This window comes from Paraburkholderia sp. CNPSo 3281 (assembly GCF_024206515.1).
Classification (GTDB): Bacteria; Pseudomonadota; Gammaproteobacteria; order Burkholderiales; family Burkholderiaceae; genus Paraburkholderia; species Paraburkholderia nodosa.
The window spans coordinates 24022-49884 of the sequence record NZ_JAMBPS010000020.1; the positions used below are offsets into that span (position 1 = coordinate 24022).

Consider the following 25863-nt stretch of genomic DNA (forward strand, 5'->3'; position numbering starts at 1 on the left):
GCCGGTCGGTCGAGCGCATCGGATGGTGAATGTCGTTGCGGGCTCACCTGGATGAGGGAGCGGATACGTCCAGTCGCGCAGCGACTTCACTACGTCAAAGAAAACGAATAATCTCGAAGCAGCGCCGCAACGAGAGATGGGGCCAGGCACGGCAATTGCTCACCCCAAAACAAATTAGCTGGAACAGGGAGAAACAATGTCCAAGCGCCTCAACACGCGCCTGCGTGCGCTCGTCCCTGCGCTCGCCAGCGCGTGCCTCGCAACCGGCCTCGTGCTCGCGTCGTCCGACGCCAGCGCGCAATCTGCGGCCTACACGAGCGAACCGGTGGATCTATACGCCGGGCCTTCAGGCGACTATCCCGTCGTTGCCGAACTGGGACCCGGCCAGCCCGTCACCGTGATGGGCTGCGTGGGCGACTATTCGTGGTGCGACGTCACGGTGCCCGGTCTGCGCGGCTGGGTCTACGGTGGGTATCTCAGTTATCCGTATCAGGGCAACTACGTGCCGCTCACCGACTATGGCGCGGAGATCGGCCTGCCGATCGTGGCGTTCTCGCTCGGCGCCTACTGGGGCAGTTTCTATCGCGACCGGCCATGGTATGGCGAACACCAGCGCTGGGAGCACGTGCCGCCGCCTGAACGCGGCCGCCCGCCGACTGCGCCGGCGTGGCATGGTGCGCCGGGCCGTCCGCCCGCCATTCAGCCTGGCGGTGGCGGCCGCCCGCCCGCGCCCAATGAGCCGATGCGCGGCGCACCGCCGCCCGGAGCGCAACGCCCGCCTGGCAACCCCGAAGCGCCGCGTGCGCCGGGCTACATGCCGCCGCAGGGCGCGGGACGCCCGCCCGGCAATGGAGAACCGCCACGCGCGCCCGGCAACGTGGAGCAGCCGGGCACCATGCGTCCCCACGAGGCGGGCCATCCGCCCGAGCAGCAGCAATTCGGCGGCCGGCCGCCGGCCGGCGCTCCCGCGCAGGGCTATGCGCGGGAGCCGGCGCCCCAGCCGCAGGGCGGCATGCGTGCGCCCGGGCCCGCGCCTGCACCTCAACAACCGCAGGGGCGGCCGGCCGCGCCGCCTCAGGGTGGTCAGGGCGGCCGTGCTCCCAGCCAGGGTGGCGAACGGGGCAACGAGCGGCAAACCGAGCACTGACGCATAGCGCGTTTCTTCGCTGCAGCGGCGGGATCTCCATGGCGGGAATCCCGCCGCTGCTGTTTTCCGACTGCGAATTAGGATTGCGAATCAATCAAGGTGCATGACGGTCATGCGCCGCGTTACGCAAGCTCGCAAGAGCCATCGCCCAACCCATGCCATCCGACTGGCTTTTCTCCGCTTTTCGTCGGTTCTGACAGATTTAACAATCCCTGACAGTAAATTCATGGCGCCCAGGTGAGAATACGTCGTCGCGGCTAATGCAGGCATGGCCGCACGCCGCCAGCGCCACGCGAGCTTCGCGCATGCGCCGCTGGCAACGGATATCTGCTACGGGGGCTGGCTCGCTCGGGACCTGGCGACGCAGTCAGCAAGAGGAAGTCAGAGCGAACCCGAGTTCGCCGGATAACGCTGGGAAAACCAGTGCTTTGAGGTGGACGTGGCGATGGCGGCACGTGCCTCGTCGTGCAGGGAGGCGGCTGCGGCCAGCTGACAGCGTCGGGCGGTGACGCTGGCAGCGGGGCTCGCGCCGCGTACGACGATGACTGCGCTGGCGGTCCGACTCCGGGGGCGGAATCCGGAGACCATGCAGTGCGCTGCACGCGGCCGTCGCCACATTTTTTTCCGCACTTCAGAACGCATTCTCTTTGCCGCTTCGCGCATTGCGAGCGGCTCGACGTTGTTGCGTCCGCGAAAAAACGCCTGGCCGCTTCACACTTCTGACGCTCTGCCTGCTTGTCTTCACGGGGGCTACATGTTTTTCCGATCCGGCCGTATGCGTTTTCCACCGGGCTCGCGCGCGGACGGGCCCGACAGCGGCCGCGAGTTCGACCGCATCGAACTCGACCTCGCGCGCGACCGCCATGCGCGCGCCGCGATGGAGGCCTACGCGGATTCCTGCGCGGCCGAACTCCCGTGGCTCAGCGAAGCGCTGAACCTTTCGCGTTTCGGCGCGGCCGAGCGCCTGACACAGTGTTCGTCCACAGTGCTGCGCGTGTTCATGATGGCGCAGTCGCGCGCGGCCCTGCAGCCCGACTATGCGCACGCGGCATGGGAGCACGTGCGCTCCCATCTGACCGCGCTGCTCGCGCAATCGCCGTCGGCTGCGGGCGAGGAGGCCAGGCCCGGTTCGAACGAAGGCAAATTCGACTACCATGAGTGATTAACATGAGAGCGATCTGTTCACCGAAGTCGAGCGCGGCCTCGCGCTCCCATTTTTTTCGAGACGCGGCGAATGTAGCAGGCTTCGGCGCACGGCGGGTCCCGCGTGCCGCCAGGGCCCGGGCGGATGGCCGGCGACCCGGCGCCGGTGCGCGCGCCAGAGCCTGCCAGACGATGGTCCCGGTAGCAGCGCGGTGCGGCAGGGAGGCAGCCCATCCTGAGACGATGAATAACAAACCTGGTTGCGGGGTGCTATGAGAGTTGCAGTACTGGATGACGATGCAGCGCAGACAGAGTTCGTCTGCCAGGCCTTGAGCGCGGCAGGCCACGCCTGCCACGCGTTTGCCAAGGGCAGCGAGCTCGTCAGGCAGCTTCGGCGGCAGACATTCGATCTGCTCGTGCTCGACTGGAACGTGCCCGACATGGCGGGCGACGAAGTGCTGCACTGGGTGCGGCAGAGCCTCTCCACGCGCCTGCCGGTGCTCTTCATGACGAGCCGCAGCCGCGAGGCCGACATCGCGCAAATGCTCAACGCCGGCGCCGACGACTATGTCGTCAAGCCTGTCTCGGCGCCGGTGCTGATCGCCCGCGTCAATTCGCTGCTGCGCCGCGCCTATCAACTGCACACGCCCGCGTTCAAGGAAACCTTCGGCGAGTACGAGTTCGACCTGAAGTCGCGCCAGGCTTCAGTGAGCGGCCGCAACGTCGCGCTCACGCAGAAGGAGTTCGATCTCGCGCTGCTGCTGTTTCAGCACCTGAGCCGGCCACTGTCGCGCGCGCACATTCTCGACGTGATCTGGAAGCAGTCCGACGACATTCCTTCGCGCACGATGGACACGCACGTTTCCATGCTGCGCTCGAAGCTCGGCCTGCGCCCCGAAAACGGCTATCGCCTCACGCCGATCTACGGCTACGGTTACCGGCTCGAGCGTATCGAGGGGGACAACGCGTGAGGGGCGCGCGTGCGGTGCGCGCGACCGCGGCGCCGTTCCTTGCCTTCGCGCTCGCGTTCCTTGCACTTCCCCGCGGCGCCGAGGCGCGTGAGGGCGCTGCGTCGCAGCCGCCCGAGATGACCACCTACGTCACGCGCCCCGGCGACTCGCTCTACGACATCGCCACGCGTTATCTGCGCAATCCCGCCGACTGGAAGAAGCTCGCGAGCCTCAATCATGTGAGCGAGCCGCGCCACCTCCGGCCGGGCACGACGCTGCGCGTGCCGGTCGCGCTGCTGCGCCAGGATGGCCTGAGCGCGCAGGTGGTCGCCGCGAACGGTCCGGTGCAGCATGCGTTCCGCGCCGGTCCGCTCCTGCCGCTCACGGTCGGCGCAAGCCTCGTCGAAGGCGACCGGGTGCAGACCGGCCACAACGGCTTCGCCACCCTCGAACTGGCCGACGGTTCGCATATCGCGCTGCCGCCCGATACCTCGCTCGACCTTGCCACGCTGCGTCAAACGGCGCTCACCGGCGCGACCGACCGCATCGTCGATCTCCACCATGGCGAGGTGAACAGCGAGGTCACCCATGCCACGAAGAAGGACGATCGCTTCCAGATCCGCTCGCCTTCCGTGGTGGCCGGCGTGCGCGGCACGCAGTTTCGCGTGAGCTATGACGGCGACAAGGGTGCGACGGCGGTCGAGGTGCTGGACGGCGCGGTGGGCGTCGACGCCGACTCGCCGGCCCGTAACCGCCACGGTGCTCGCGCGCAGCCGCCGGCACCGGGTACGCCGCTCAGCGCCTCGGAGCAACTCGTCGCCGCGCACCATGGGAACCTCACGCTGGCGGGCCAGCCGGCGGGCGCGCCCGTCACGCTGCTCGACGCGCCCGAGCTGCTGCATCCGTCCAAGGTGCAGGACGACGAAGACGTCGCCTTCGAAATCGCGCCCACAGCGGGTGCGAGCGCCTGGCGCGTGCAAATCGGTCGCGACGCGGGCCTGCTCGACATGATGCGCGACCAGCGCAGCGCCGACCCGCGCGTGTCGTTTGCCAACCTCGACGACGGCACCTACTTCGTACGCATCTCCGCTATCGACGCTCGCGGTCTCGAAGGCATGCCGGTGTCATATGCGTTCGAGCGCCGGCGCGTTGCGCTCGGCACGAGCGCCGGCCCGATTGAAGGCTCGCGCGACTTCGCGTTCCGCTGGTTCATCGACCGCAACGCGCCGAACACGCGCTTTCGCTTCGTGCTCGGCACGACGTCCGATCTGCGCGCGCCGCTCATCGACCGTACCGACATCACGGCGGGCGACGCGGTCGTGCGCGACCTGCCGAAGGGCGTCTACTACTGGACGGTGATCGCTGAGCAGTTCGACAACGGCCACTATTACCAGAAGGCAAGCCCGGTCCAGTCGTTCAGGCTCGACTGGTGACTCGCCCAGACGAGGTGGAGCCGCGCATGAGCATGAGGCAGCCCGCGCGCCTTGGCCGCTCCGTCGGGCGACGCTTCCTGTTCGAATGGGCCGGAGTGGGCTGCGCGGGCGTGGTCGTGGTCGTGCTCTGCGTGCTCTGGCGGCTCACGAGCGGCGCCGACCATCTGGTCTATGACCGCCTGCTCTCTGCGCGCGCGCTGCCGGTGTCGCCCGACATCGTGCTGGTGGAGATCGACAATGCTAGCGTCGCCGCGCTCGGGCGCTGGCCGTGGCCGCGCGAGCTGCATGCGCGGCTCGTCGATCAGCTCGCGAAAGCGGGCGCCGCGGCCGTCGTCTACGACGTGTTGTTCACCGAATCGTCTCCCGACGATGCGCACTTTGCGCAGGCGCTGCGCGCGCGCCCGGCGTTCCTCCCCATCCTGCTCACCCCCCCCGACGACACCGGTCGCCGCGAGGCCGTGCGCCCGGTTGCGCCGCTTGCGCAGGCGGTCGCCGGCATGGGCCATATCAACTTCGAAGTCGATAGCGACGGCATCGTGCGCAGCGTCGCGCTCTTCGAAGGCGACGCGCAGCAGCGTTGGCCGCAACTGATGGTGCCGGTCTGGCGGGCCGTGCGCAACGGCGTCGTGAAGCTCGCGCATGGCACGCCCGCGGCCGCGCAGCGCGATGATGTGCTGCATGCGGCGGCGCCTGATACCGAGTCGCGTTTCCTGATTCCGTTCGGCGCGAATTCGCAGACTTTCCATAAGGTCTCCTTCGCCGACGTACTCGAAGGCCGCGTGCCGCCCGAGCAGTTGCGCGGGCGCGTGGCGATCGTCGGCGTCACGGCCTCGGGGCTCTACGACCGCTTCGCCACGCCGCTCTCGGGTACGCTCGGGCCGCTGCCCGGCGTGTACATCCACGCCATCGTGCTCGACACGCTGCTCAACGGCAGCGCCATCCAGCCCGTGCCGCCGGTCATGGTCGTGCTTGCTTCGCTCGCGCCGCTCGTGCTGCTGCTGGCGGGATTCCTCGTGCTCTCGCCGTTGCGCACGCTGCTGCTGCTCGCGTTCCTGATCGTCGTGTCGCTCGGTGCGAGCGCGGGCATGCTGCACGCGCGCCTCTGGCTCTCGCCCGTGCCCGCGATCGTCGCGCTGCTGATCGCCTATCCGGCGTGGAGCTGGCGCCGCCTCGAAATGACGATGGCTTACCTGCGCAAGGAACTGCGCCAGCTTGCCGACGAACCTTACCTGTTGCCCGAGGCGGCCACGCCGCGCCGCGAATTCGCTGGCGACGCGCTCGCCCAGCAAATGGCGCTCATGGCGCAGGCCGCGCAGCGGCTGCAGGACATGCGCCGCTTCGTGTGGGACAGCCTCGATTCCGTGCCGGAGCCGATTCTCGTGGCCGATTTGCGCGGTGTCGTGCTGATCGCGAATCATGCTTCGCGTGCGTATCTCGAGCGCCTGGCGGTGAGCGCCGCGGAAGGGCGCCGGATGCAGGACGTGTTCGGCGACCTCGCGCTTGTCAAGCCGATCGACCCGGCGCCCGATGCGATGGCGTTTGCGCACGCGCATTGGCCCGCGCCGCTCGACCCGGCGCGCGACGAGTTCGCGGAGCTGATGGAGCGCGGCGTGGAAGTGCGCGCGCGCGACGGCAGCGACTATCTGCTGCGCTACGCGCGCTGTACGAACGCGCAGGGGCAGGCGGTGGGCTGGATCGCGGGTCTCGTCGACGTGACCGAGCTGCACGACGCCGAACGCCAGCGCGAGGACGCGCTGCGCCTGCTGTCGCACGACATGCGCTCGCCGCAGGCCTCGATCGTCGCGCTCGTCGAAACGGAGCGCGAGCGCGGCGCGCTCGCCTCGGAGCCCGTGCGCGGCGTGATGGAGCGTATCGAGCGCTACGCGCGCCGCTCGCTCAAGCTCGCCGACGACTTCGTGCAACTCGCGCGCGCCGAGTCGCAGGTGTATGCGCTCGAGCCCACGAGCCTCGCGGAACTGGTGATCGACGCGAGCGACGAAGTGTGGCCGCAGGCGCACGCGAAACGCATCCAGATCGACACCGTGTTCGAAGGCGAGCAGATGGGCTGGATCAACGCCGACCGCTCGCTCATGACGCGCGCGCTCGTGAACGTGCTGAACAATGCCGTGAAGTACAGTCCTGCGGATACGCGCATCGTCTGCACTGTCGCGCTGGACGAGCGCGTTGCGCCGCGTGTGGTCTGCTCGATTCGCGATCAGGGCTACGGCATCGCGCAGGAGGATCAGGCGAGGCTGTTCCAGCCGTTCCAGCGCTTTCACGCGGAACAGCGCCCCGAGGTGAGCGGTGCGGGGCTCGGCATGGCGTTCGTGAAAACCGTCGTGACGCGCCACGGCGGCGACGTCCAGCTGGACAGCGAGCCAGGCAAGGGCACCGTCCTGACGATGTCGCTGCCCGCGTTCGACGCGCCGGTTTGAGCCGCACCGGGCCGTTGCGGCTGCGCATGAATAACCCGAATGCCGCTGGCCGCATGCCGGCGGCAACCCGATGGAGTGTTTCGTGAAGACCTTGCTGTCGATCTGTCTCCTGCCGATATTCGTCGCCCTCGCCGGATGTGCGGGCGTGACGACCGACGTCGCGGCCACGGGCGCACTGCCCGCTGCGGCCACCGCGACCTACCGTTTTGCGCCAACGCCCGCCCAGGCCGATGCGGGCGAGATCCTCCCGTACCAGGCGTTGCTGAGCGATGGGCTCGCGCAGCGCGGCTTCAAGGCAGGCGCGCCCGAGGCGGCGCGCTATCTCGTCTCGGTGGCGTGGGACACGCATCCCGCCGAGGTGAAAGTCGTGGACGCCGGCTGCGGCGCCGGCTGCGCGCCGGCCGAGGGGCCGTCGTTGCCGTGGTTCGGGCGGCCCTACGTGCATACGTTGACGCTGCGTTTCTTCGCGTTGCCCGATGGTGGCGAGGTCTACAAGGTGAGCGCCGTGAAGCGCGACCGCAACGCCGATGCACGCGAGGCCGTGCCGTACCTCGTGGCGGGCGCACTGGCGCGGCTGCCGTACGCGGGCGCGCCGCAATGGCGCGTCAAGCTGAAGGGGCCGGCCAACGCCGGCACGGCGGATCACGCGCCGGGCATACCGGAAGTGCTCTCCGTCTCACCCGTCAATCCGCAGTAGTTCAGGGCAACTTTCCCCAGGCCGCGTCGAACGCGAAGGCGTTATGCTGGCTCCAGAATCTGGCGCAACGGTTGCGCGCAGACATCACGGGAGTCGCTCATGTTCGATCACATTGGATTGCGCGTGCCGGATCTCGCACGCAGCGTGCGTTTTTACGAGGCGCTGCTCGCGCCGCTAGGCGTCGTGGTGTGTATGCGCGACGACACCTACGCGGGGCTCGGCCAGCCGGGCGAGCCCAAACTCTGGCTGCACGCCGTCTCCGCCGACGCCGCGCTCGCGCCGCGCGGCGTGCATGTGGCGTTCGCGGCGGCGAACCGCGCGGCGGTCGTTGGTTTCTATGAAGCGGGCCTGCGCGCAGGCGCGAAAGACAATGGCGAACCCGGCCTGCGTGCCGACTACAGTCCCGACTATTACGCAGCATTCCTGATCGATCCCGACGGCAACAACGTCGAGGCCGTCTGCTACGCGCGCGAAGCGTAAGCGGGCGTCAGGCGCCAGGCGTGGCATCCGGCGCCGCCGCGGGCACGCTGGCCGCCTCGTCCTGCGGCCAGCGGTTTTCGAACACGCATTCGCCAAGCGGCTTGCGTTCCGCCCATTTCTCCATTTCGAGCATCGGCTGCGGGTAGAATGCGTCGACCTGACCCACGCAGAGTATCGCCACCGGCTTGGCGCCGGGCGGCATGGCGAGCAGGGCGCGCACCTCGTCGACGTCGAAGATCGACACCCAGCCCATGCCGAGCCCTTCGGCGCGGGCCGCGAGCCACATGTTCTGGATCGCGCACGCCACCGAGGCGAGGTCCATCTCGGGCAGCGTGCGGCGGCCGAAGACGTGGGCTTCGCGGCGATCCATCAGCGCGACCACGAGCACCTCGGCGCAATCGCGCATGCCTTCCACCTTGAGCTTCATGAACTCGTCGCGGCGTTTGCCCAGCGCATCGGCGGTTGCAATGCGTTCGCGCTCGACTGTCGCGTGAAGTTGCTCGCGCAGCGAATGGTCCGTGATGCGCACGATCCGCCACGGCTGCATGAAGCCTACGCTCGGCGCGTGATGCGCGGCGTCGAGCAGGCGCGCGAGCGTCGCGGGATCGATCGGGCCCGGTGCGAAGTGCCGCATGTCGCGGCGCTCGTAAATCGCGCGGTAGACCGCCGCGCGTTCGGCTTCGTCAAAGGGCTGTGCCATGAAAGAGTGCGGCCGCGAAAGCCGGGTTGGAGGGCCAGTAAGCGTGCATATAGGTGGCCGTGATCGAGCCGTGCCGGTACAGCGCCTCGCCGGGCGCGCCAGTTTGTGCGTGGTGTGCCGTGAGCGCGGGCGCCAGCGGCGTGGCCATGCGCGAGTAGTGAAACGTGTGGCCGCGCAGCGCGCCATGCGCGCCGTCGAACTGCTGCATGCCGAGCGCCGCGAAGCGCTTTTGCATGACCGCAACGCCTGGTAGCAGGCCGAGCATCGGCGTGCACGTGCCTTCTACGTCGGTCAGGGCATCGAGCAGATAGAGCATGCCGCCACATTCGGCGACGAGCGGTTTGCCCGCAGATACATGCGCGCGCAACGAATTCGCGCTCTGCGTATTGTGCGCGAGCGTCGAAGCATGTAGCTCGGGATAGCCGCCCGGCAGAAAGATCGCCTCTGCGCCGGCGGGTGCGGGCTCGTTCGCGAGCGGCGAGAAGTAACTCACGTTCGCGCCCAGCGATTCGAGCAACGCGACGTTCGCCGGATAGAGAAACGAGAACGCGGCGTCGCGGGCAACGGCGATATGATGGCCTTCGAGCTGGCGCGCAATCGTTTCGTCATGCGAAGGATCGGAGAATGTCACCGCAGGCGGCAATTCGACGAGCGCGGTTTGCGCGAGCGCGTCCGCGGCGCGTTCGATGCGCGCGTCGAGGTCGTCGATCTCCGCCGCCTGATGCAGACCGAGATGACGGTCGGGCAGCGCCATCGTTGCTTCGCTCGCGACGTGCCCGAGCCAGCGCACGTCGGCGGGCAATGCCTCCTGCAGCATTTGCGCGTGACGCGCTGAGCCCACGCGGTTCGCCAGCACGCCATGAAACGGCACGTCCGGCCGAAAACGCGCGAGACCGAACGCGATCGCGCCGAAGGTCTGGGCCATCGACTTCGCGCTGACGATGGCGGCCACCGGCACGCCGAACGCGGTCGCGAGATCGGCGCTGCTCGGCGTGCCGTCGAACAGGCCCATCACGCCTTCGATGAGGATCAGGTCGGCTTCGCGCGCGGCCTGCGCGAGCAGGGCGCGGCACGCCTCTTTGCCCACCATCCACAGGTCGAGCGAGAGCACCGGCGCGCCGCTCGCGCGTGCGAGGATCATCGGGTCGAGAAAATCCGGCCCAGTCTTGAAGACGCGCACGCGTCGGCCCGCGCGCCGGTGCAGGCGCGCGAGGCCAGCCGTGAGCGTGGTCTTGCCCTGACCCGACGCGGGCGCGCTGATGAAGAGCGCGGGGCAGGCAAAGGTTGCGCTCATGCGCTTAAAACTCCACGCCCTTTTGCGCTTTCACGCCTTGCTCGCGATACGGATGCTTCACGAGGCGCATTTCCGTGACGAGGTCTGCGGCTTCGATCAGGGCGTCGGGGGCATGGCGGCCCGTCACGACCACGTGCACGTGCGGCGCGCGCGACGCGATCACACCGAGCACTTCGTCGAGCGGCAGGTACTCGTATTTGAGCACCGTGTTGAGTTCGTCGAGGATCACCATGGCGTACTCGCCGCTCTCGATCATGCGCTTCGCTTCGTCCCAGCCCTTGCGCGCGGTGGCGATGTCGCCGTCGCGATTCTGCGTGTTCCAGGTGTAGCCGTCGCCCATCGTCACGAAATCGCAGTGCGCAACGCTGCCGAGAAAATCACGTTCGGCCGTGTGCAGCGCGCCCTTGATGAACTGCACGACGCCAAGCTTCATGCCGTGGCCGAGCATGCGCACCGCCATGCCGAACGCGGCCGTGCTCTTGCCCTTGCCGTTGCCGGTGTTGACGATCAGCAGGCCCTTTTCGTGCGTCGCGGCGGCCTGCTTCTTCTCGTGGCCTTCGCGGCGGCGTTGCGTCATGCGTTGGTGCGATTCGGGATCGGTTTTCATCGTCGGGAGTGGGTTGGTTGCGGCGCCTTCGCGTCCGCGTTTGCGTGGTTTGGCAGAAAGCCTGCGATTGCGACCGTCACACCGTCGAGCGCCAGCTTGCCGCGCACGAGCGGAGCGCCGCCCGCTGCAAGACGCGCGCAGGGTTCGCACACGCCGTCCACGCCGAACTGCGCTTGCGCGGCTGCGGAGGGCGCCGCCCGTGTGGGCGTCGCGGCGAGTTGCTCGCGCGTGTACGTTTGCAGCGGCAGCGCATGTGCGGCGCAAAACGCTTGCAAGGCGGGTTCGCCGGCTTTGGCGTCGAGCGTTGCCACAGCCGTTACGCTGTCGAGCGGCCACGCGCCGAGCGCGGCGCGCACCGCGGCTTCGATCTGCGCGAGTGTCACGCCGCGCCGGCAGCCGATGCCGAGCGCGAGCGGCGGCACGCGCTGCATGGGTTCCAGCGTGGCTTCGAATGAGGCTGCGCGCGAGGCGCGATTTTCGGCAGGATTCACGGCGAGAGCGTCGATCGAAGGCTGATCGCAGAGGCAAAACGAGCAAAAGAGTCGCGTTCCGGCCGGCGCCGGATGCGCGCTACGATAGCACACGCGTTTGCGGCTTCCCACGCCTTCCTTGACGCGCAGGCCCCCCGCGCCTACACTCGCACGCACTCTGGTGCTCGCGTGCGCGACTCATAATGCGCGCGCAGTTAAACGGGAATCAGGGAGCCATCCCGCCTCGGGCATGGCCAACCTGAACTGCACCCGCAACGGTACAACGAGCGCGGCGTTCGCACGAATGCCGCAAACCGCTTCCATGCTTTACGCAGTCCACGCCACTGTGCAAGACGGCCGCAAGGCCACTCGCGCGGGAAGGCGAAGCGGTGTCTCGTCAGTCCGGATACCGGCCAGATACGTGGGATTCGCGCTGCGGGGATGCGGTGCCGGATCCGTGATTTTCATGCGTCAGCTGGGCGTGGCCCGGGTGCGTTTCTGGTCGTTCGTCCCCTGCAGGTTGTTGAATCGTTACGCGTGACAGCGTCTCCACGGATACGCGCGTGAGCGCAACACGACACCCGCACGAACGGCAGGCGCGACGCACCATGCCCCTCGATCCGGCCTGGCGCCGAAGGAGCACTTCATGCAAATGCGCAAGATTCCGGTCACGATCGTGACGGGCTTTCTCGGCAGCGGTAAAACCACGCTGCTGCGTCACATTCTTCAGCACGCGGGCGGCCTGCGCGTCGCGGTCATCGTCAACGAATTCGGCGAACTCGGCATCGACGGCGAAATTCTGCGTGGCTGCGGCATTGGCTGCGACGAAAACGGCAACGAAACCGAAGGGCAGCTCTACGAACTCGCGAACGGCTGCCTCTGCTGCACCGTGCAGGAAGAGTTCTTCCCCGTGATGGAGAAACTGCTCGAACGCCGGGGCGATGTCGATCACGTGCTGATCGAAACCTCGGGTCTCGCGCTGCCCAAGCCGCTCGTGCAGGCGTTCAACTGGCCGTCGATCCGCAACGCGTTCACCGTCGATGCGGTCGTGACCGTGGTGGACGGCCCTGCCGCTGCGAGCGGCCAGTTCGCCGAAAATCCCCAGGCCGTGGACGCGCAGCGCCGCGCCGACCCGAATCTCGATCACGAATCGCCGCTGCATGAGCTGTTCGAAGACCAGCTTTCGGCCGCCGACCTCGTCATTCTCAACAAGACCGATCTGCTCGACGAGGCGGGCCAGGACGCGCTCATCGCCGAGCTGCGCGAAGAGCTGCCGCCGCAAGTGAAGATCGTGCGCGCGCAGCACGGCAAGCTCGATCTGCATACGCTGCTCGGGCTCGAGGCGGCCTCCGAGGAGAGCATTCATCTGCGGCACGACCATCACGGCTCCGCCGACGATCCCGATCATCACCATGACGAGTTCGACTCGGTTGTGGTGTCAGGCAATGCCGCTTCGCGCGAGACCGTGATCGAGGCGCTGCAACAACTCGTCGATGCGCACACGATCTATCGCGTGAAGGGCTTTGCCGCGTTGCCGGGCGCGCCGATGCGCCTCGTGATTCAAGGCGTGGGCCGCCGCTTCGACAGCTATTTCGACCGCCGCTGGAACACGCAGGAAAGCGCGGCGCAGCCGCTGGCGAGCCGCTTCGTGCTGATCGGCGAGGACCTCGATGGCGCGACGCTGCAAGCGGCCTTCGACGCCGCATTGGCGAACGTGCAGACCGCGGCCGCGAAGTGAACGTGCCGAGCTAGACGAGGCCGTCCCATGCATTTGCTGCGCACCACGCCCGGCGGTTTCGTCGACGACACGCAGGGCGTTATCCGTATCGACCAGCAGCCCGCCGAGATCGTCGTGCTCAGTTCGGCGGACACGACGCTCGCGCTGCTGGCGAGCGTCGTGCCGCGCTTGCCCGCAGGTTTTCCCAGCGTGCGGCTCGCGAACGTCACGTATCTGCGCCAGCCCGCGTCGGTGGACTTCTACGTCGAAGACGTCCTGCAGCACGCGCGCGTGGTGGTGGTCGATCATCTGGGCGGCGAAACATACTGGCCTTATGGCATCGAGCAGGTCGTCTCGCTCGCCGAGCGCCGCGGGCAACTGCTCGCGATGTTTTCCGGCGACTTGCAGGAAGACCCCAATCTCATCGCGAAGAGCCGCGCCGAGCCCGAGTTTTGCCGCTTGCTGTGGCGTTATCTGCGCGAAGGCGGCGCGGCCAACGCCGAGTCGTTCCTGCGTGCGCTCGCGTGGCGGGCATTCGACTGGGGCAGCGAGCCTGCGCCGCCCGTCGCGCTGCCGGCCGCCGCGCTCTATTGCCCGCAGCGCGACGTCGCGACCATCGACGAATGGCGCGCGCGCTGGCAACCCGGCGCGCCGGTCGTCGCGCTGCTGTTTTACAAGGCGCATCTGCAGGCGGCGAACACCGCCGCGTTCGATGCCCTCATCGCCGCGCTGCTCACGCGCGGCATGAACCCGCTGCCGCTTGCGATCACGTCGCTCAAGGACACCTTGAGCCGCGACGTGCTCGATCAACTGGCGGCCGAGCACGACGTCTCACTCGTGCTGAATACCACCGCATTCGCGGCTTCGTCGCTCGACGACCCCGAACCGATCGCGCTGGCCGGCGACGCGCCTGTGCTCCAGGTGATCCTGAGCGGCGGCAATCGCGAAGACTGGGTGAAGGACAATCACGGCCTGAATTCGCGCGACATCGCCATGCATATCGCGCTGCCCGAAGTAGATGGCCGCGTGATTACGCGCGCGATCAGCTTCAAGGGCCTCGCGTACCACTGCAAGCAGACGCAGGTCGATGTCGTGCGCTATCAGCCCGATATCGAACGCGTGGCGTTCGTCGCCGAACTGGCGCGCCGGTGGTGTCGTTTGCGCAGCTTGCCGAACGCAGAGAAGAAGCTCGCGCTCGTGCTCGCGAACTATCCAATGAGCGAAGGGCGCATCGGCAACGGCGTGGGGCTCGACACGCCGACCTCGGTGGTTGGCATCCTGCGCATGCTGCGCGACGAAGGCTATCGCGTGGCCGATTTGCCCGCAGACGGCGACGCGCTCATGCGCATCCTCACGCAGGGCGTGACGAACGATCCCGACACGCGCGCGCTGCGTCCCGCATGGCAGAGTCTTTCCCTCGACGACTACCGCGCGCGCTTCTCGCAGTTGCCCGCCGAGGCGCAAAACGCGCTGATCGCGCGCTGGGGCGTGCCGGAGGACGACCCAACGGTGCGCCGCGGCCGCTTCATGATTGCGGGCTGGCGCTGTGGCCAGGTGTTCGTGGGCATCCAGCCTTCGCGCTCGCGCGGCGACGACACCTACGCGAACTATCACGACGCCGAACTCGTGCCGCCGCACGCGTATCTCGCGTTCTACTTCTGGCTGCGCGAGACGTTCGGCATCGACGCCATCGCGCACGTGGGCAAGCACGGCAACCTGGAGTGGCTGCCGGGCAAGAGTGTGGCGCTCGCCGACACCTGTTGGCCCGACATGGCGCTCGGGCCGCTGCCGCATCTGTACCCGTTCATCGTCAACGATCCGGGCGAGGGGAGCCAGGCCAAGCGCCGCGCCCAGGCCGTGATCGTCGATCACCTGATGCCGCCGCTCACGCGCGCCGAAAACTACGGGCCGCTGCAAGACCTGGAACGTCAGGTCGATGAGTATTACGAAGCATTGATGGTGGACCCGCGCCGCGCGAAGCTGCTGCGCAAGACCATACTCGCGACGATCATCGAGCACCGGCTGCATGAGGAATTGAGCGTTTCCGCGCCGCAGGATCAGGCCGGCGAAGACGAATTGCTCACGCGCGCCGACGCTTACCTCTGCGAGCTGAAGGAAGCCCAGATTCGCGACGGCCTGCATACGTTCGGCGCATCGCCGCAAGGCCAGCAGCGGCGCGACACGCTGCTCGCGCTCGGGCGCTATGCATGCGGCGACGGGCAGGGCGCGAACGCGGGCCTCATCGACGCGCTCGCGCGAGACCTGCGCATCGATCACCTCGTCGATCCTGCCACGGTCGATTGGGCTGCGCCGTGGCAGGGCCCGCGTCCGCCGCAGCTCGCTGCGGTGAGCGATACGCCATGGCGTCATGCGGGCGACACGCGCGAACGCCTGGAAAGGTTCGCAGCCACGCTGATTGAAGACATTTGCTCAGGCCAACGAAGCGATGCGGAGCGGGCATCGCTGCCGCACGCGGCCCAGGTGCTCGCGCGCCTGCGCGACGACGTGCTGCCGCGCCTCGACGCCTGCGGCCCCGAAGAGATGCGCCAGTTGCGCCGTGGCTTCGAAGGCCGCTTCGTACCGCCAGGCCCCAGCGGGTCGCCTTCGCGCGGCCGCCCCGATGTGCTGCCCACGGGCCGCAACTTCTACTCCGTCGATACGCGCGCCATTCCGACCCAGGCCGCGTGGGCGCTCGGCATGAAATCGGCGCAGCAGCTGATCGAGCGACATCTCCAGGAGCACGGCGACTTCCCGCGCGCCGTGGGGCTTTCGGTCTGGGGCACGGCGACGATGCGCACCGGCGGCGACGACATCGCCCAGGCGTTCGCGCTGATCGGCGTGCGGCCGAAGTGGGCCGCCGGTAGCCAGCGCGTGACCGACTTCGAGATCATGCCGGTCGAGGCGCTCGACCGGCCGCGCATCGACGTGACGCTGCGTGTATCGGGCTTCTTCCGCGACGCGTTTCCCAACGTGATGCATCTGTTCGACGCCGCCGTGCAAGCCGTGGCCGATCTCGACGAGCCGGAGCACCAGAACCCGCTGCACGCACGCGTGCTGCGCGAGCGCGATGCGCTGGTTGCGAACGGCATGGCCACCGACGAGGCGCGCCGCCGCGCGGGCTGGCGCGTGTTCAGCGCGCGTCCTGGCGCGTACGGCGCGGGCTTGCAGTCGATGATCGACCATCGCCAGTGGCAGACCGACGCCGATCTCGCGAACGCATATCAGGCGTGGGGCGGCTACGCCTACGCGCAAAAGAGCGCGGGCGACGAGGCGAGCGATGCGTTCCGCGCGCGTCTCGCGACGCTCGATGTGGTCCTGCAGAACCAGGACAACCGCGAACACGACCTGCTCGACTCGAACGACTATTACCAGTTCCAGGGCGGCATGGCCGCGGCAGCGCGGCATTTTTCGCAGGCGCAGCCGGCGCTCTATCACGCGGACCACAGCAACCCCGCTGCGCCGCGCATTCGTCCGCTGCACGAAGAGATCGCCCGCGTGATCCGCTCGCGCGTGGTGAACCCGAAGTGGATCGACGGCGTGAAGCGTCACGGTTACAAGGGCGCGGCGGAAATGGCGGCGACCGTGGACTATCTGTTCGGCTATGACGCGACCGCGCGCGTGGTGGGCGATCATCAGTACGCGCTCGTCGCGAACGCCTACGTGCACGACGACGACACGCGCGAGTTCATGCAGCGCCACAATCCGCACGCGCTGCATGCCGTGTGCGAGCGCCTGCTCGAAGCGATCCAGCGCGGTCTCTGGCAGGAGCCGGGCGAGCATCGCGCACAACTCGAACACCGTCTGCTCGAAGCCGGGCAGCATCTGGAAGGATCAGGACCATGAGCGCTGCGGCCACGCGTCCCGCGTTTCCCTTTACCGCGCTGGTCGGCCAGGCGCCGTTGCAGCGCGCGCTGCTGCTCGCGGCCATCGACCCCGCGATCGGCGGCGTGCTGGTGAGCGGGCCACGCGGCACCGCGAAATCCACGGCGGCGCGTGCGCTCGCGGCGCTCTTGCCGGAAGGCGCGTTCGTCACGCTGCCGCTCGGCGCGAGCGAGGACAAGCTGATCGGCACGCTCGACCTCGAAGCGGCGTTGCGTGAGAGCGCGGTGCGCTTCGCGCCGGGGCTGCTCGCGCGCGCGCATGGCGGCGTGCTCTACGTGGACGAGGTGAACCTGCTGCCCGATGCGCTCGTCGACGTGCTGCTCGACGCGGCAGCGAGCGGCGTGAACACCGTGGAGCGCGATGGCGTCTCGCACATGCACGACGCGCACTTCGTGCTGGTCGGCACGATGAATCCCGAAGAAGGCGAGTTGCGGCCGCAATTGCTCGATCGCTTCGGCTTGATGGTCGAACTCGGCACGCCTTATGACGTCGCAGAGCGGCAACGCATCGTCAAGGCGCGGCTTGCATTCGACGCCGATCCGCAGGCGTTTTGTGCGGCCCACGAGACCGAACAGCGCTCGCTCGCGCAGCGTATTGCGGCGGCCCGCGAAATGCTCGGCAAGCTCGACTGGAGCGATGCCGTCCACGAGCGCGCGGCGCAGCGTTGCATCGAGGCTGCCGTTGACGGCTTGCGCGCCGATCTCGTGATGCTGCGCGCGGCGCGTGCGCTCGCCGCGTTTGAAGGGGCGCGAGCGGTGAGCCCGCAACACGTCGACGAGGTTGCCGATTGCGTGCTCGCGCATCGCCGGCACGCCATGCCGCAGCGTTCCGATGCGCCGTCTTTCCCCGAGCCGCTGCCGCCGGCATCCGCGCCCGGGCGCGAAGACAGGCATACCGAAACAACATCGGCTACCGATTGGGGCGAGTTGCCGCCCGAGCCCGTTGCGGCAAAGGCCGTGAAGGATGTCATCCCGCTGCCCGCAAAAAAACGCTGACCCGTCGGGCACAGGCCGCCGCCTCGTCACAGGGCGGCGCTCGACGGCGAGAAGGCCCGGGGCGCGGTCTCGCGCAAGTCGCGAAGCACGGCGCGCGCATCGCCTGGCCGCCCACGCTCGCGGCCAAGCGCGCCGGGTCATTGCAGGCGCAACATTTCCGCTTCGCCAAACGCAAGACGGGTTCCGGCGCGCTCCATTGCTTCGTGCTCGACTGCTCGGCCTCGATGCTCGCGCGCGGCCAACTCGCGCTCGCCAAGGGGTTGTTGATCGCGCTGTTCGATCGCGCCCGCGCCGAGCGTGTGGAAGTGGCGCTGATTGCTTTCGGCGGTGCCGGCGCCGAGCTGAGGTTCGGGCCCGCGGTGCCGCGCTGGTGGAACGAGCGCTGGATCGAGCCGATCGGCGGGGGCGGCGGCACACCGCTCGAAGCGGGCATCGGCCGCGCGGCGCAAGTGCTCGAAACCGCTGCGCGCCGCGATCCGGCGCGCGCGCGCCATCTCTGGCTGTTCAGCGACGGCCGCACGACGCAGTGGCCCGCGCGGCCACGTCACGCCGACCACGTCACGGTGATCGATTGCGAACTTGGCACGCTGCGCGTCGGGCGCTGCGAGGCGCTCGCGCAGGCATGGGCCGGCGAGTGCCTGAACGCGCAGGCGCTGCTCGCCTGAACGCGCGTTAGCGGGTGCCGCCGGTCCAGTACAGCACGTCGTCCTGACGATCGAATACGTAGACTTTCATCGCCATCTGCTCGGCGGCCGTGAGGCGGTCGAGTTCGAGGCCGAGCGTCGCGTGCGCGGGGGCGTCCGTTTCCGCCTGCACGTTGCGGATGATCGCGCTGGTTTCGATCGCCGTTGCGTTGTCGCCCGAGCGCAGCTGGAAGGCCACGCGCAGCCGCTCGCCGACTTTGCCGAGCGCCCACGCGGCGCTCACCGAAAGCCCGAGCGCGCTGATCCCGCGCGCGAGCGCCACGCCGTCATAACCCGCGCCTTCCTCGCCGATGCCGTAGCGCACGGGAAATTGCGCGCGCACGCGAATCGAGCGGCGTTCGCGCAGGCGGCGGATGTTGGCGGGCTTCGAAAGCACGAGATAGTCGAACGGCGTCTGGCTGAGCGCATGCGCGGTGCATACGAAGCGATAGACGGCCTGGCTCGCAATCGCGACGATCTCGACGTTTTCGCCTGGCGTGATGGCGATGGGGCGGCCATCGACGTAGGGCGTCGTCACGAAGAACGCCTCGTTGGGCGCGAAGCCGATCAGACGGCACGGGTGCATCGGCTCGCCGCTCGCGCCCATCTGCGGACGCAGGCCCATCAGCGCGCCGATGTTCAGGTGCATGTCGCGCGCGGTGGTGGCGGTATCGCCGGTGCTGGGCGCATTCGTGGCCGCCGCGCTCTCCGGTGCAACCTCGTGCCTTTCCATGTCGCCGCGATGCGGCGCGAAATGCTGGAACAGAAAGTCGCGTTCCGCTTCGCCCATCAGCACCGAGCCGGCGTCGAGCAGCAGGGCGCCGTCGCGATCGACGACAGGCCAGGCGAGCGGCTCGCCAACCGGCAGGGCTTCCGGCGTGAGCGGGGCGGCTTGCGTTGCGGCGTCGGTCGCTTCGGCTTGATCTTCGGTGGTCGGGTTGGTCATCGGCGCAGGGCTAGGCGGTGAGCGGTTCGCGTCGCGAATGCACTTCGCGGGTTCATCTGGTTTACGGCGCTGCGGCAGGGATATTGAGTGCGTGCCGCGATTCGAAGGCGGTTTCGCGAGCCGCAGTATGATGGCCCCTGAATGCAATCTGTAATCGGCCGGCACGCGGTGCAAGCGGTATCAACCAAACGCGCGGAGCAAGAGGAAACGCCTCATGAAGCTCTGGACACGATGTTTGCGAATCCTCCGCCAATGGAACCGGGCGCTCATGCAGTGGGTGGGGGGGCACCCGTTCATTGTCGGCACGACGGGCTCGCTGGTCGGCGCGACCATCGTGGCCATCGTACTGGTGGGGCTGATGCAGCAGCGCACCCAGGCCATCGCCAGCACACAGCACAATTCGGCCGCGCTCGTTGCACTGATGTCGAACGACCTCGAGGCGAATTTCGGCATCTACGACCTCCTGCTGCTCGATGCTGCCGACAGCGCGCGCGACCCGCGCACGGCAGGCCTTCCGGCCGACATCCGCCGCAAGCTGCTGTTCGGCCGCGTGGCCACCGGCGCGTATCTCGACGACGCGTTCTACGCTGACGCGGGTGGCCGTATCGTCGAATCGCGGGACGGCCGCGCGTATCCCGGCGTCAACCTCGCGGACCGGGACTACTTCACGGCGCAGCACGAGCGCTCGGTCGGCATGTATATTTCGGACCCGATTCGCTCGCGCTCGCGCGAAGGCCAATATTCGATTGCGCTCTCACGCCGCGTGAGCGAGTACGACGGCTCGTTTGGCGGCGTCGTGCTGCTCACGCTGCGGCTCGCGTATTTTCAGCAACTGTTCGACCGCGTCGACGTCGACGCGAAGGGCAGCGCGTTCATCCTGCTGAGCGACGGGACCATGCTCGCGCACCGCCCCTATTCGGACTACGAAGTGGGTGCGCAAATCGGCGAGCTGGATTACGTCCAGCCGATGCTGAAAACCAGTGCCGGTTCGTTCATCGCCGCGGGCGAGGGGGACGAGGTCGAGCGCATCTACACGTTCAAGCGCGTTCCGCACACGTCGCTCATCGCGGTGGTCGCGCCTTCCGTGGACGGCGCGCTCGACGCTTGGCACCACCGCCTGCGGACCTACGCGCCGATGGCGTTGATCTTCGGCGCGTTGATCGCGGCTTCGTCGTGGCTGCTCGCACTGTCGATGCGCACGCGGCTCGCTACGCAAAAAGAATTCGAACGCCTCGCAGTCACCGACGCGCTCACGAGCCTCTACAATCGCCGCGCACTCGACTTGCGCATCGAAACCGAATGGCAGCACGCGAGACGCGCGGGCGAACCGCTCTCCGTGCTCTTCATCGACATCGACAAGTTCAAGCTCTTCAACGACTTCTACGGACACGCCGAGGGCGATAAAGTGCTCGCCGCCGTGGCCCGTGCGATACGCGAGGCCTGCCGCCGCGCAACGGACATGGTGGCGCGCTATGGCGGCGAGGAGTTCGCCGCGGTCCTGCCGGCCACGCCGGCCGACGGCGCCGTGAAAATCGCGGAAGCGGTGCGCCAGCAGGTGGCGGCGCTGGGAATCGCGCACGAGCACAGTGAATACGGCACGCTGACCGTGAGCATTGGCTGCGCCACTTGCGTGCCGCGCGAGCGCGGCGGCGCCCAGGCGCTGCTGCGCGCCGCCGACGCGGAGCTTTACGCGGCGAAACAGGCGGGGCGCAATCAGGTGAAAGCGCGCGAGTTCGAGGGCGCGCCACCCGACCCGCGCGACTCGCTACCCACGTTGAAGGCGTAAGTTTCTTTTAGGTATCCTCGCGATACCAGCGCGGCGTGTAAATCCACTCGCTGCCGTCGCTGCGAGCGAACCCGCGCGTGGCCGACGACCCGACGATCACCATGGTGCGCATATCGACGTCCGCCGAACGCAGTTCGCCCAGGGTCATGGCGCGCAGCGTCTCGCCGGGGCGGCCCACGTCGCGGCCCAGCACCACGCGCGTGTGCGGCGCGCGCACGCTGCGCAAGATTTCCAGCGCGCGCTCGAGCTGCCAGGGCCGCGCGCGCGAGATCGGGTTGTAGAACGCCATCACGAGATCGGCCTGCGCCGCGTGCAGCAGGCGCTTTTCGATCACTGTCCACGGCTTCAGGTTGTCGGAAAGCGACAGCATGCAGAAGTCGTGGCCGAGCGGCGCGCCGACTTGCGCCGCCGTGGCGAGCGCCGCGGAAACCCCTGGCACGATCGCCAGTTCGACGGCATGCCAGCGTGCGTCATCCGAGCCTTCGAGCGCTTCGAGCACGGCGGCCGCCATGGCGAACACACCGGGGTCGCCCGACGAGACCACGGCCACGCGCCGGCCCTCACTCGCCATCTCGAACGCGTGGCGGGCGCGCTGCAATTCTTCGCGGTTGTCGGTGGCGTGGCGCTGCTGGTCCGCGCGAAACGGGCCCGCCATCTCCACATAGGTGGCATAGCCGACGATATCGGTGGCGCTGTCGAGCGCGGCGCGTGCGGCGGGCGTGAGCAAATCGGCGCGGCCGGGGCCGAGGCCCAGCACCGTGAGCTTGCCGCGCGCGCGGCCCAGCGCAAGCGGGTCGAGCGGCGCGGCCGCGCAGGCGAGGGCGACGCCGTTGTCGTTCGGCGCATAGCGTTCGACGTTTGCCGCAAAGTCGAGGGCGGCGAGCGTGGCTTGCGCGGTGTTCTCCGCGCTATCGACGAAGCGCAGCGGTACGCCGAGTTCCGTTGCCGCCTGCGCGAGCGACGCATCGCCCATGTGCGCAGCAGGGGCGACGAGCGCCGCGAGCGCGAGCGGCGCGAGGCCATGTGCAACGAGTGCGCGGCGCACGCAAGCGGCAAGCGCTTCGCGTGGCGCACCCACGGCCGCGACGATGCTGCGAGGATGAATCACGAGGTCGTCGGGACTGCCGTCCCAGCTGTGCGCGCTCACGCGTATCGCATGGCGCGCCGCGGCGTCGCGCGGCAGATCGACGTTTTCCAGCCACGATGCCTGGCCGTCCACGCGTGTCGTTGCGCCCGCAAGCAGATCGGAGACGAAGCGCTTGCCTTGCGCGAGGCTCGCCAGCGCATAGCCCGCGGGCGGATTGAGCAGGCAGGTGCCGAAGCGCAATTCGCCGCTCGTGGTGATGGCGGGCGCAACCGCGAGCGCCGCGCCAATTTCGCGCGCCATGACGTTCACGCCGGTGAGCCCACCGAGCAGCGGCACGACGGCGCTGCCATCCTCGGCGAGCGCGAGCACCGGTGGCTCCGCGCCCTTGTTGGCAAAGAGCGGCGCGAGGCACCGGATCACGATGCCCGCCGCGCACAGCGCGACGATGGGCAGGCCACGCGTATAGCATTCGCGCAAATGCGCGCCAAGCTCGCTGAACGCGACATCGCCTGCCACGCGGCCTTGTAGCGCATGGACCTGCGCGCCTGGGTAAAGCGCCTGCACGCGCCGCGCCATGGCGAGTGCGCCGGGACCGAGAATGACGATGGCGGGCGGCGTCACGACTGCCATTTCACCCCCGGCACGACGAGCAGCGAGAAGTAGGGCGAAGCCATCGGATCGACGTCGTCGAGCGCGACGATACGCTGGTTCGCCATCGTTGCGCGCTCGACATATAGCGCGCGATGCGCGAGGCCCAGTTCGCCCAGCACGCGGCGCACCTTGTCGAAGTTGCGGCCCAGTTTCATGATCACGGCGGCGTCAGCGTCGGCCAGGCGCCGGCGCAATTCGTCTTCGGGCAGCGCCCCCGAGAGGACGGCGAGGCTCTGGTTGCGGTAGACGAGCGGCACGCCGAGCACCGCCGCGCCGCCCAGCATCGAGCACACGCCCGGCACGACTTCGGCCTCGTAGCGCGCGGCGAGCCGGTCGTGCAGATACATGTACGAGCCGTAGAAGAACGGATCGCCTTCGCAGATCACGGCCACGTCGCGTCCGGCGTCGAGATGGCGCGAAAGCGTTTGCGCCGCGCCGTCGTAGAAGTCGGCGATGATCGCTTCATACGAGAGCGGCGGTTCGAGCGCTTCGGTCGTGACGGGGTACACGAGCGGCAGGCGTTCCTGCTCCGCTTCGAGATGGCCCTCGACAATGCCGAACGCATTGCCTTTCTTGCCCTTCGCGACGAAATACGCGACTACGGGCGCGGCTTTGAGCAGGCGCAGCGCCTTGAGCGTGAGCAGTTCGGGGTCGCCGGGGCCGACGCCAATGCCGTGCAGACGTCCTTTGCGGATCATTTATTCGGTCTCCGAAGCGAGTGCGTTGACGGCGGCGGCGGCCATCGCGCTGCCGCCGCGGCGGCCGTGCACGACGACGAAGGGCACGCCATGACTTTCGGCTGTGAGCTGCGCCTTGGACTCGGCCGCGCCGACGAAGCCCACGGGAAAGCCGAGGATCAGCGCGGGGCGCGGTGCGCCGGCGGCGATCATGTCGAGCAGATAAAAGAGCGCGGTAGGCGCATTGCCGATCGCAACGACGCTGCCTGCAAGGTGCGGCCGCCACAGTTCGAGCGCGGCTGCCGAGCGCGTGTTGCCGATCTCGCGCGCGAGATCCGGTACGGCGGGATCGTCGAGCGTGCAGATCACGGCGTTGTTCGCGGGCAGGCGCGCGCGCGTCACGCCATTGGCGACCATTTTCGCGTCGCAGAGAATCGGCGCGCCGCCCGCGAGCGCGTTGCGGCCCGCCGTGCCCGCGCCTGCGGAAAACGCGAGGTCGGCGGCCACGTCGACCATGCCGCATGCGTGAATCACGCGTACGGTGAGTTTTTCGAGGTCGGCGGGAATGCGCGAGAGGTCGGCTTCGGCACGGATCGTCGCGAACGACTCGCGATAGATCGCCTGGCCGTCGCGGATGTAATCAGACATCTTGGGTACTCCGGGGCTGCTGCGCGAGTGCAAGGGCAGCGGCTTCGATCGTCAGGTTGCGCGCGACGAGCTGGCCGAAGCCGCTTTGCGTATCGTCGCGCTGGTACAGGTCGTAGTGGTCCGGTGCGCTGGCGAGCAACGTGAACGGCGCGCAATGCGCGGCCGCGCAGGAGCGCTCGCAGCCGCTCAGGTGGGCTTCGGCGCCGGGCGGCAGCAGGGCGGCGAGGCGCTGTGCGTCGGCTTTCGTGTCCGCGTGGCTGTTTGCGCATCCCGTCGAGCCCGTGCACGCGATCAGGCGTGCAAGCGGGTTGGCGCGCGAGACGATGAGGCCGAGCGCGTGCAGCCGTTCGAGCGCGGCGGGCATGGCGTGAGCGGGCACGTTGGGCAGCAGCACGCCTTGCCATGGCGTCACACGCAGCGTCGCATCGCCTGAGTCTTCAGCGAGCGCGGCTAGTGCGCGCAGCGTTTGCGCGTCGATACGGCCGAGCGAGGGCTGCGCGCCCACATAGCCGCTGCCGTCGGCGTGCAGGGCGTGCGCGCCGAGGCGCAAGTCGGCGGGACTCGCGGCGCGGCGCCATGCGTGCAGGGCGGCGTCGTCACGCATCAGCGCGCATTCGCCATGCTGTTGCGCGCGCTGCAGCAGCGCGTCGAGCGAGTGAGCGGCCAGCACGTCGCGCATGCGTGTTGCGTCTACTGCGGCGAGATCGAGGAACGCATGCAGCAGCGCGCGCATCGATGCGCAAACGTCCCCGGCCGCGAGCGTGCCGACTGGCTGCGCCGTGGGGCAACCCGCGAGGCCCACCGCGAAGCGCACCGTTGCGCCATGCGGCAGCGCGGCGAGCCAGATGTCGTGCGGATGCTCGAGCATCGCCAGACGTTCGCCGCCGTCCAGTTGCAGCGCGAACTTGGGCGAGAGCGCGGCGAAACGCGGCTCGCGCTGCATCATGTCGATGAGCGCGGCGGCGAGTTCCGTCGTATCGCACAACGCGTTAGGGTCAAGGCCCGCGAGCGGGCTCAGCATCACGTTGCGCAGTTCGTCGGCGGCGCACGCGCGCTCGACCGGGCTCGCGGCGTCGATGCCAGCGGGGCCGAGGCCAGCGCTGATCAGCGTGGCGCTCAACGCCGCTTCCTCGCCGGCGCGCACGCCGCGAATCTGCACGTTCGCGCGATTGGTCAGTTCGAGCACGCCGCTTGCATGCGTCAACGCGGCGCCCGCGAGGGCGCGCGCACGCGCGGCGCTCAGCACGCCGCCAGGCAGGCGGATGCGGCACAGGCCGCCGTCGCGTGCCGCGACTACGCGTACGAGCCCCGGGCACGCCGAGGGGCGGAGCACGGCCAATGCAGCAGCGGGCGAGACGGGCTTCGTTTCGTGTTTCAAGGGAATACCGGGTAAGCATCGCGCTGGTGCGGCGCGCTGCCCGCACGGCAGGCGGGA

The 25863-nt window shown here is 68.5% G+C and carries 21 protein-coding genes and 1 riboswitch; of the genes, 12 read left to right on the forward strand and 9 right to left on the reverse strand.

Features of this window, described 5'->3' with window-relative positions:
- Nucleotides 1-196: 196 nt before the first annotated feature.
- The 7 genes from M3I56_RS20285 to M3I56_RS20315 all read left to right on the forward strand — a co-directional run bounded on the left by M3I56_RS20285 (nucleotide 197) and on the right by M3I56_RS20315 (nucleotide 8285).
- Entirely contained in the window at nucleotides 197-1147 is a 951-nt protein-coding gene (locus M3I56_RS20285; protein WP_254355523.1) for an SH3 domain-containing protein, read from the forward strand.
- A gap of 775 nt (nucleotides 1148-1922) precedes the next feature.
- Entirely contained in the window at nucleotides 1923-2309 is a 387-nt protein-coding gene (locus M3I56_RS20290) for a hypothetical protein (RefSeq protein ID WP_254355524.1), read from the forward strand.
- 253 nt (nucleotides 2310-2562) lie between these two features.
- Nucleotides 2563-3261: a response regulator transcription factor gene (locus M3I56_RS20295; protein ID WP_028205569.1), complete on the forward strand. Its 699-nt coding sequence runs from the start codon at nucleotides 2563-2565 to the stop codon at nucleotides 3259-3261.
- The gene (locus M3I56_RS20300; protein WP_254355525.1) at nucleotides 3258-4673 is read left to right on the forward strand and encodes a FecR domain-containing protein; all 1416 of its coding nucleotides are present in this window, start codon (nucleotides 3258-3260) and stop codon (nucleotides 4671-4673) included. Before M3I56_RS20295 ends, M3I56_RS20300 begins: the two co-directional genes overlap by 4 nt.
- A gap of 26 nt (nucleotides 4674-4699) precedes the next feature.
- Nucleotides 4700-7108, forward strand: coding sequence for a CHASE2 domain-containing protein (locus M3I56_RS20305; RefSeq protein WP_254355526.1), 2409 nt, complete (start codon nucleotides 4700-4702; stop codon nucleotides 7106-7108).
- 82 nt (nucleotides 7109-7190) lie between these two features.
- Nucleotides 7191-7805 (forward strand): DUF4136 domain-containing protein, encoded by a 615-nt coding sequence (locus M3I56_RS20310; protein ID WP_254355527.1) that lies wholly within the window; start codon nucleotides 7191-7193, stop codon nucleotides 7803-7805.
- 99 nt (nucleotides 7806-7904) lie between these two features.
- Nucleotides 7905-8285: a VOC family protein gene (locus M3I56_RS20315; protein ID WP_254355528.1), complete on the forward strand. Its 381-nt coding sequence runs from the start codon at nucleotides 7905-7907 to the stop codon at nucleotides 8283-8285.
- A 7-nt stretch (nucleotides 8286-8292) separates the two neighbouring features.
- Here the strand turns inward: M3I56_RS20315 and bluB are convergent, their stop codons facing one another.
- The 4 genes from bluB to M3I56_RS20335 all read right to left on the reverse strand — a co-directional run bounded on the left by bluB (nucleotide 8293) and on the right by M3I56_RS20335 (nucleotide 11533).
- Nucleotides 8293-8985: a 5,6-dimethylbenzimidazole synthase gene (gene bluB / locus M3I56_RS20320; RefSeq protein WP_254355529.1), complete on the reverse strand. Its 693-nt coding sequence runs from the start codon at nucleotides 8983-8985 to the stop codon at nucleotides 8293-8295.
- Nucleotides 8969-10279 (reverse strand): cobyrinate a,c-diamide synthase, encoded by a 1311-nt coding sequence (locus tag M3I56_RS20325; protein WP_254355530.1) that lies wholly within the window; start codon nucleotides 10277-10279, stop codon nucleotides 8969-8971. Before M3I56_RS20325 ends, bluB begins: the two co-directional genes overlap by 17 nt.
- Nucleotides 10280-10283: 4 nt before the next feature.
- A complete protein-coding gene (cobO, locus tag M3I56_RS20330) occupies nucleotides 10284-10886 on the reverse strand; it encodes a cob(I)yrinic acid a,c-diamide adenosyltransferase (RefSeq protein WP_028205563.1) in 603 nt (200 codons plus the stop codon).
- A complete protein-coding gene (locus M3I56_RS20335; protein ID WP_254355531.1) occupies nucleotides 10883-11533 on the reverse strand; it encodes a cobalamin biosynthesis protein in 651 nt (216 codons plus the stop codon). The genes cobO and M3I56_RS20335 overlap by 4 nt, the downstream gene beginning before the upstream one ends.
- A riboswitch (cobalamin riboswitch) is annotated at nucleotides 11519-11789 on the forward strand. It overlaps the preceding gene by 15 nt.
- 213 nt (nucleotides 11790-12002) lie before the next feature.
- Between M3I56_RS20335 and cobW the strand changes: the two genes are divergently transcribed.
- The 4 genes from cobW to M3I56_RS20355 all read left to right on the forward strand — a co-directional run bounded on the left by cobW (nucleotide 12003) and on the right by M3I56_RS20355 (nucleotide 18615).
- Nucleotides 12003-13094 carry a cobalamin biosynthesis protein CobW gene (gene cobW, locus M3I56_RS20340; protein WP_254355532.1) on the forward strand — a complete coding sequence of 364 codons (1092 nt, stop codon included), beginning with the start codon at nucleotides 12003-12005 and terminating at the stop codon, nucleotides 13092-13094.
- 27 nt (nucleotides 13095-13121) lie between these two features.
- A complete protein-coding gene (gene cobN, locus M3I56_RS20345; RefSeq protein ID WP_254355533.1) occupies nucleotides 13122-16916 on the forward strand; it encodes a cobaltochelatase subunit CobN in 3795 nt (1264 codons plus the stop codon).
- Entirely contained in the window at nucleotides 16913-17950 is a 1038-nt protein-coding gene (locus M3I56_RS20350; RefSeq protein ID WP_254355534.1) for an ATP-binding protein, read from the forward strand. The genes cobN and M3I56_RS20350 overlap by 4 nt, the downstream gene beginning before the upstream one ends.
- A gap of 140 nt (nucleotides 17951-18090) precedes the next feature.
- Complete coding sequence (locus M3I56_RS20355) at nucleotides 18091-18615, forward strand: VWA domain-containing protein (protein ID WP_302056925.1); 525 nt, start codon at nucleotides 18091-18093, stop codon at nucleotides 18613-18615.
- Nucleotides 18616-18622: 7 nt separating this feature from the next.
- Here the strand turns inward: M3I56_RS20355 and M3I56_RS20360 are convergent, their stop codons facing one another.
- On the reverse strand, nucleotides 18623-19579 hold the full coding sequence (locus tag M3I56_RS20360; RefSeq protein WP_254355535.1) for a flagellar brake protein: 957 nt from the start codon (nucleotides 19577-19579) through the stop codon (nucleotides 18623-18625).
- Nucleotides 19580-19814: 235 nt separating this feature from the next.
- Here M3I56_RS20360 and M3I56_RS20365 point away from each other — a divergent pair, with 235 nt between their 5' ends.
- Nucleotides 19815-21365: a sensor domain-containing diguanylate cyclase gene (locus M3I56_RS20365; RefSeq protein ID WP_254355536.1), complete on the forward strand. Its 1551-nt coding sequence runs from the start codon at nucleotides 19815-19817 to the stop codon at nucleotides 21363-21365.
- Nucleotides 21366-21372: 7 nt separating this feature from the next.
- Here M3I56_RS20365 and cobJ read toward each other — a convergent pair whose 3' ends face one another.
- Genes cobJ through cobG form a run of 4 tightly spaced genes read right to left on the reverse strand, consistent with a single transcriptional unit; the run spans nucleotide 21373 to nucleotide 25806 of the window.
- Entirely contained in the window at nucleotides 21373-23082 is a 1710-nt protein-coding gene (gene cobJ, locus M3I56_RS20370; RefSeq protein WP_254355537.1) for a precorrin-3B C(17)-methyltransferase, read from the reverse strand.
- Nucleotides 23070-23801 (reverse strand): precorrin-2 C(20)-methyltransferase, encoded by a 732-nt coding sequence (locus M3I56_RS20375; protein WP_254355538.1) that lies wholly within the window; start codon nucleotides 23799-23801, stop codon nucleotides 23070-23072. Before M3I56_RS20375 ends, cobJ begins: the two co-directional genes overlap by 13 nt.
- Nucleotides 23802-24428, reverse strand: coding sequence for a precorrin-8X methylmutase (locus M3I56_RS20380; RefSeq protein ID WP_254355539.1), 627 nt, complete (start codon nucleotides 24426-24428; stop codon nucleotides 23802-23804).
- Nucleotides 24421-25806, reverse strand: coding sequence for a precorrin-3B synthase (gene cobG / locus M3I56_RS20385; RefSeq protein WP_254355540.1), 1386 nt, complete (start codon nucleotides 25804-25806; stop codon nucleotides 24421-24423). Before cobG ends, M3I56_RS20380 begins: the two co-directional genes overlap by 8 nt.
- Nucleotides 25807-25863: the final 57 nt, after the last annotated feature.